Below are 4700 nucleotides of genomic sequence, written 5' to 3'. Positions count from 1 at the left end.
GTCGTAGCCCACCGACACACTTGAGACCACTTCCAGTTTTGTCGCGTTTTCCAGTTGCGCGCGGCCGAGTTTGCGGCCGACGCCGATCAGGCCGTGGGCGTGGGGCAGGGCTTCATTGAATTGGGCGTTGATGTCGCCGTTCTTTGGGTTGGGGACGATGACGTCGAACTCTTGCTGGAGGTGTTCGATCATGGGCTGGGTGATGCGGCTGAAGGCCAGGACAGTCTTTTTCATCGTTTTTGGCTCTTGTTCGGGCTTGATGCCAAGCAAGCTAACATTTCTGTTTTGGGTTGTCTTGGCGGCCTCTGGGCCGACCATGTTCTTGGGGTTTTTGGGGGGGGGATCCGTTGCTGCGGGTGTGGCTGATTAGGGTTCCGCCCTTACGGCGGGTCACTTTTTACAAACGCCCGGAAGCCGGCCCAGTCAAAAGTAACCAAAAACGCTTGCTCCTACGTGCGGCCCGCTCGCTGGGGCTCGGGGTTCCTTCGCTCCGGGATCCATCCGGGCGCATCGCCTCCGGTTTGCTTCGCTGCCCCTCCTCTCGATGTGTTTGGCTGCGCTCCCACCCCCGGACGAATCCCTCCACTCAGCCTTCCGACGTCGCCCGTGGATCAAGATCAAGAGCTGCAGCCGAGCTTGCGCTCACCCTGTTGAGTGGGGCGGCTGCGCCGCATGGGTTTACACAAATCAAAACTGACAGCCGATCATTTTCTAATTGAATGTGCGCAATCCAACTGTGGGAGCTGGCTTTCCAGCGATGGCGGCCTGACAGCCGACCAATGTTTCGCAGGCTGCATGCGATCCCACTGTAGGAGCCAGCCTGCTGGCGATGGGAACATCGTGCTGGGCTTGTGAGAGCACACGGTGAGGGCTTTTATTTTGCGGTGAATCTACCCCTCACCCCAGCCCTCTCCCCGAGGAGAGGGGGCCGATTTGTGGGCTTTTCAAGATCTGAATTCGACTCGGTATCGCACGTCGGCGTCATTCTCCAAACACCTCGGTCAGTCCCCTCTCCCCTAGGAGAGGGGGCCGATTTGTGGGCTTTTCAAGATCTGAATTCGATTCGGTATCGCACGTCGGCGTCATTCTCCCAAACACCTCGGTCAGTCCCCTCTCCCTCCGGGAGAGGGTTAGGGTGAGGGGCTTTTAGCTGTGTGGTGGAGGTTGGGGGATTTCGTGGTTATCCAGCACCCGATTCACCGCCAGTTCGGCGAGCATGATGATTTGCTGGATCGCCAGGATCGTCCGCCGTTGCGGCAGCTCAATGTAGGCGGCGATGTCGCTGGTCATCAGGCTGGCCTGTGCCAGGGATTCGCAGGCGTGGACCAGCAGGCTTTCGTTGTCCTGATCGGGGGCGACCTGGAACATGGTGCTGGGTTTGTGGAAGCGCAGGGTGAGGGCGTTGGGTTTGAGGTAGTGGTCGAGGGCGCGTTCGGCGGCTTCGTGGAATTTCTTTGAGCCGGGGAATTCGTAGGGGGTGGTGTCGTCGGTTTCAGGTGGATTAGGCGTTGGTTTGAACATAGGAAACATACTCGTGGCAAGTTGAGTTGAAGCTGCCACTTTTCGTTTTCCAGGCGAAAGGGTGGCAACTGTGCGCGGACTGGAAAAACCGGTCAACTTAGCCAAAACCGGCAGGCCCTAGGGCCTCCCGCGCACAGCCGCCATAACATTGCGAGCTAAAAAGCGCCGCAGTATGCCATGAGCTTTGGTAGTTGAAATCGGGTTTTCCAGACCCGGTCGCTGATGCGTCAGCGACACCCAAATCCTAGCCACCGCACTTCCGACGGACAACCTGCAAAACCTGTCGGAAACATCCGCGAAATCGCCGTTTCTGTAGGCTCTGCCGTAGGCTGCGATTAAACATCAAGGACAAAAAATCGCAGCCTGCGGCAGCGCCTGCAGTGAAAGCGGTGTGTTGAAAATCAGTTGGCGACACGCGCGCCGGCGAGGCTGCCGCTTAATTCGTAGGCCGCCAGTTCAGCCTGATGCGCCGCCAGAATCTCCGGCAACGACCCGCGCAGGTATTCAACCCACGTCTTGATCTTCGCATCCAGATATTGCCGTGACGGGTAGATCGCATACAGGTTTAGCTCTTGCGAGCGGTAGTTCGGCATGACCCGCACCAATGTGCCGTTACGCAAACCTTCGATCGCCGCGTACACCGGCAGCACGCCAACGCCCATGCCGCTGGTGATCGCGGTTTTCATCGCGTCGGCCGAGTTCACCAGAAACGGCGAACTGTTGATGGTGACCATTTCCTGGCCTTCCGGGCCGTCGAAGGCCCATTTTTCCAGGGGGATCACCGGGCTGACCAGGCGCAGGCAGGCGTGGTTGAGCAGGTCGCTGGGCTTTTGCGCGCAGCCGTTGGCTTTCACGTAGGCCGGCGAGGCGCAGACGATGCTGTAGGTGATGCCCAGGCGTTGCGAGACGAAGCCTGAGTCTGGCAGTTCGCGGGCCAGCACGATGGACACGTCATAGCCTTCATCGAGCAGGTCCGGCACGCGGTTGGCCATGGTCAGGTCGAAGGTCACGTCCGGGTGGGTCTTGCGGTAGCGGGCGATGGCGTCGATGACGAAGTGCTGACCGATACCGGTCATGGTGTGCACTTTCAATTGCCCGGCCGGCCGCGCGTGGGCTTCGCTGGCTTCCGCTTCGGCTTCTTCGACATAGGCCAGGATCTGTTCGCAGCGCAGCAGGTAGCGTTTGCCGGCTTCGGTCAGGGCGATGCGCCGGGTCGTGCGGTTGAGCAGGCGGGTTTGCAGATGGGCTTCCAGGTTGGAGACCGCGCGCGAGACGTTGGCGGTGGTGGTGTCGAGTTGCACGGCGGCAGCGGTGAAGCTGCCCGCTTCGGCCACGCAACTGAAGGCGCGCATGTTTTGCAAAGTGTCCATGGGGTGCTCTCAAGGGAGATGGCAAATTGTGACACGAAGTTTCAGGGGCTGAGACCCCCGACCAAGGGATTATCTCGTTAACGGTAACAAAGATTCACAGGATTCCCAGCTTATCGCCGTTGGGACGTCCCCCTAGAATTGCGCCGTTGTGGGAATCGGGACGGATACGCCGGTTGGTCAGTTCAATCGAGGTGCCGCTTTTGCGAGCCAGCTCGCTCCCACAGGTTTTGGTTTTTCCCCCTCTTTCAGGAATTCGCAGCTGTGCCGCGTCGCATCAACAGAGCGCTTTTATCGCTCAGTGTTCTGGCTTTTTCCCTGGGTCTCAGCGGCTGCATTTCAACCGAAGGAATTGCCCCTCAGGACAAGGCGCTGGAGGCCAGTGCGCTGGTCACCGATGACGCCATCGCCCACGCCGCCCGTGACGCCCACTGGCCCACCGCACAATGGTGGCAAGCCTACGGCGACCCGCAACTGAACCGCTGGATCGACCTTGCCGTTCAAGGCAGCCCGAGCATGGCCATGGCCGCCGCGCGGGTGCGTCAGGCCAAAGCCATGGCCGGTGTCGCCGAAGCCGCCGAGTCGCTACAGATCAAGGGTGAGTCGACCCTCAAACGGCACAACTGGCCAACCGATCAGTTCTATGGGCCGGGTGAGCTGGCCAATACCACGACGTGGGACAACAACGCGGCGCTGGGTTTCAGCTACGCCCTCGATCTGTGGGGCCGTGAAAGCAACAGCAGCGAGCGGGCTGTCGACCTGGCGCACATGAGCGCGGCCGAAGCGCGGCTGGCGCAACTGGAATTGCAGAACAACATCGTGCGCGCCTACATCGAGTTGTCGCTGCATTACGCCCAGCGCGACATCGTCGCCGCGACGCTCAAGCAGCAGCAACAGATTCTCGACCTCGCGCAGAAACGTCTGGATGGCGGCATCGGTACGCACTTCGAAGTCAGCCAGGCGCAAACGCCGTTGCCGGAAACCCATCGGCAACTCGATGCACTGGACGAAGCAATCGCCCTGAGCCGCAACCAGATCGCTGCGTTGGCGGGTAAAGGCCCGGGCGAGGGCGCGCAGTTGCAGCGGCCGACGCTGTCGCTGGGGGCTGCGTTGAAATTGCCGTCGGCATTGCCCGCCGAGTTGCTGGGGCAGCGCCCGGACGTGGTTGCCAGTCGCTGGCAGGTGGCGGCGCAGGCGCGCGGGATCGACGTCGCGCATGCCGGGTTTTATCCCAACGTCGATCTGGTCGGCAGCCTCGGCTACATGGCCACCGGCGGCGGGGCACTGGAGTTTTTGACCGGCAAGAAACTCAACTACAACGTCGGCCCGGCGATCTCCTTGCCGATTTTCGACGGTGGGCGGCTGCGTGCCGAACTGGGTGAGGCATCTGCCGGGTATGACATCGCCGTGGCGCATTACAACCAGACGCTGGTGAATGCGCTGAAGAACATCTCCGACCAGTTGATCCGCCGCGAGTCGATGGACAAGCAGCAAGGCTTTGCCGCCGAGTCGGTGGCCACGGCGCAGAAGACCTACGACATCGCGATGATTGCCTATCAGCGTGGCCTCACCGATTACCTCAACGTGCTCAATGCGCAGACGTTGCTGTTCAAGCAGCAACAAGTGCAGCAGCAGGTGCAGGCGGCGCGGTTAACGGCGCATGCCGAGCTGGTGACGGCGCTGGGTGGCGGTCTCGGGGCTGGCAACGATGTACCGACTGCCGAGAAAACCCAGGCCCCGAAAACCCCGGCCCTCCTGCGGTGAACACACAACCTGTGGGAGCGAGCTTGCTCGCGAAGAGGGAGTGTCAGC

General features: G+C 60.9%; 3 protein-coding genes and 1 pseudogene. 1 reads left to right on the top strand and 3 read right to left on the bottom strand.

All coding sequences use genetic code 11. From position 1 onward, the window contains the following. The 3 genes and pseudogenes from DBR24_RS26020 to DBR24_RS26010 form a co-directional block, all read right to left on the bottom strand. Positions 1–234, bottom strand: a pseudogene (locus DBR24_RS26020) (bifunctional glyoxylate/hydroxypyruvate reductase B); the annotation flags it as partial. A 912-nt stretch (positions 235–1146) separates the two neighbouring features. Continuing rightward, positions 1147–1521, bottom strand: a complete 375-nt coding sequence (locus DBR24_RS26015; protein WP_128616143.1) for a DUF6124 family protein — start codon at positions 1519–1521, stop codon at positions 1147–1149. Positions 1522–1922: 401 nt separating this feature from the next. Further along, positions 1923–2891 (bottom strand): LysR family transcriptional regulator, encoded by a 969-nt coding sequence (locus DBR24_RS26010; RefSeq protein WP_103305180.1) that lies wholly within the window; start codon positions 2889–2891, stop codon positions 1923–1925. Between the two features lie 261 nt (positions 2892–3152). Here DBR24_RS26010 and DBR24_RS26005 point away from each other — a divergent pair, with 261 nt between their 5' ends. Next, positions 3153–4652 (top strand): efflux transporter outer membrane subunit, encoded by a 1500-nt coding sequence (locus tag DBR24_RS26005; RefSeq protein WP_128616142.1) that lies wholly within the window; start codon positions 3153–3155, stop codon positions 4650–4652. Positions 4653–4700 lie beyond the last annotated feature (48 nt).

The sequence above is a fragment of the Pseudomonas sp. HMWF006 genome (assembly GCF_003061205.1).
Classification (GTDB): domain Bacteria; phylum Pseudomonadota; class Gammaproteobacteria; order Pseudomonadales; family Pseudomonadaceae; genus Aquipseudomonas; species Aquipseudomonas monsensis.
Note: the sequence above shows the minus strand (reverse complement) of the source record. Positions and strands in the feature narration are given on the sequence as shown.

What these genes read in the sequence shown, in the direction of transcription:
- DBR24_RS26015 (WP_128616143.1), bottom strand. Translation starts at nt 1,521, where the DNA reads ATGTTCAAACCAACGCCTAATCCACCTGAAACCGACGACACCACCCCC.
- DBR24_RS26010 (WP_103305180.1), bottom strand. Translation starts at nt 2,891, where the DNA reads ATGGACACTTTGCAAAACATGCGCGCCTTCAGTTGCGTGGCCGAAGCG.